The organism is Staphylococcus kloosii (assembly GCF_032139365.1).
Taxonomy (GTDB): Bacteria; Bacillota; Bacilli; order Staphylococcales; family Staphylococcaceae; genus Staphylococcus; species Staphylococcus kloosii_A.
Genome location: NZ_JAVTDB010000092.1, coordinates 1 through 738, shown reverse-complemented (window position 1 = coordinate 738; position 738 = coordinate 1). Strand labels below are relative to the sequence as shown.

General features: G+C 35.2%; 1 protein-coding gene. It reads right to left on the bottom strand.

Features of this window, described 5'->3' with window-relative positions; translation table 11 throughout:
* Window positions 1-18: 18 nt before the first annotated feature.
* The gene (gene budA, locus RPL90_RS12940; RefSeq protein ID WP_313550471.1) at window positions 19-717 is read right to left on the bottom strand and encodes an acetolactate decarboxylase; all 699 of its coding nucleotides are present in this window, start codon (window positions 715-717) and stop codon (window positions 19-21) included.
* Window positions 718-738 lie beyond the last annotated feature (21 nt).

Here is a 738-nt window from a genome sequence, read left to right as displayed (position 1 = left end):
ATGTATTTAAAATTTTTATTATTCTGTTTTTGAAATATCTTCACTAATATTAGAATAGTCGATATCTGCTTCTAAAAATGCTTCATTATCTGTAGGGAAATGTTGTTCTAATGTTTCTATCTTGCTTACTTCTACACTACCACTGTTCATTTCAAAATCTAAAACATGCCCGCCAAAAGTATGGTCGTCATCTACGAAATGTAAATGAAATCCGCCGGCTGCGATGCCGTGAAATAATTGTGGTGAAAAGAAACCGACGACTGTACCATAAATTTGTTCTTTAGTGTATTCTGGCTGTCTTTTTGCCGACTCAATTAATCTAGTATATGGTTTGTCTTGCTTAGGCATCATGCGTACGTGCATCATTTCAAATTTACCAGTTATCTTTACAGCTATAAAAATATTTTCGCTATTCACTTGATGTAATATTTCGTTTAAAACTGCTTCTTGATCGCTAATAACATGCACATCAAATTGTAAATCGGCATCAAATGGCGTCACAGTGGCAAAAGGCGTCATTTCATTACCTTTTAATTCTCTAAACTCATTATGCTCATTAGCGTGAAAGGCCTTACCATCGACAATGATAACCTCACCATCAGAGCCAGTTAAAGTGCCTATCCCTAAGTCACCATGTTGCAGTATATCATTGATTTTAGCTGTACCATCTAACATACCTGCCATCAAAGTCCCTAAAGTGCCATGTTGATATAACATGTCATCACTCCTTATAAAAAA

Excerpts from the sequence above, each read along its gene's own strand:
- budA (WP_313550471.1), bottom strand. The coding sequence starts at position 717 with ATGTTATATCAACATGGCACTTTAGGGACTTTGATGGCAGGTATGTTA.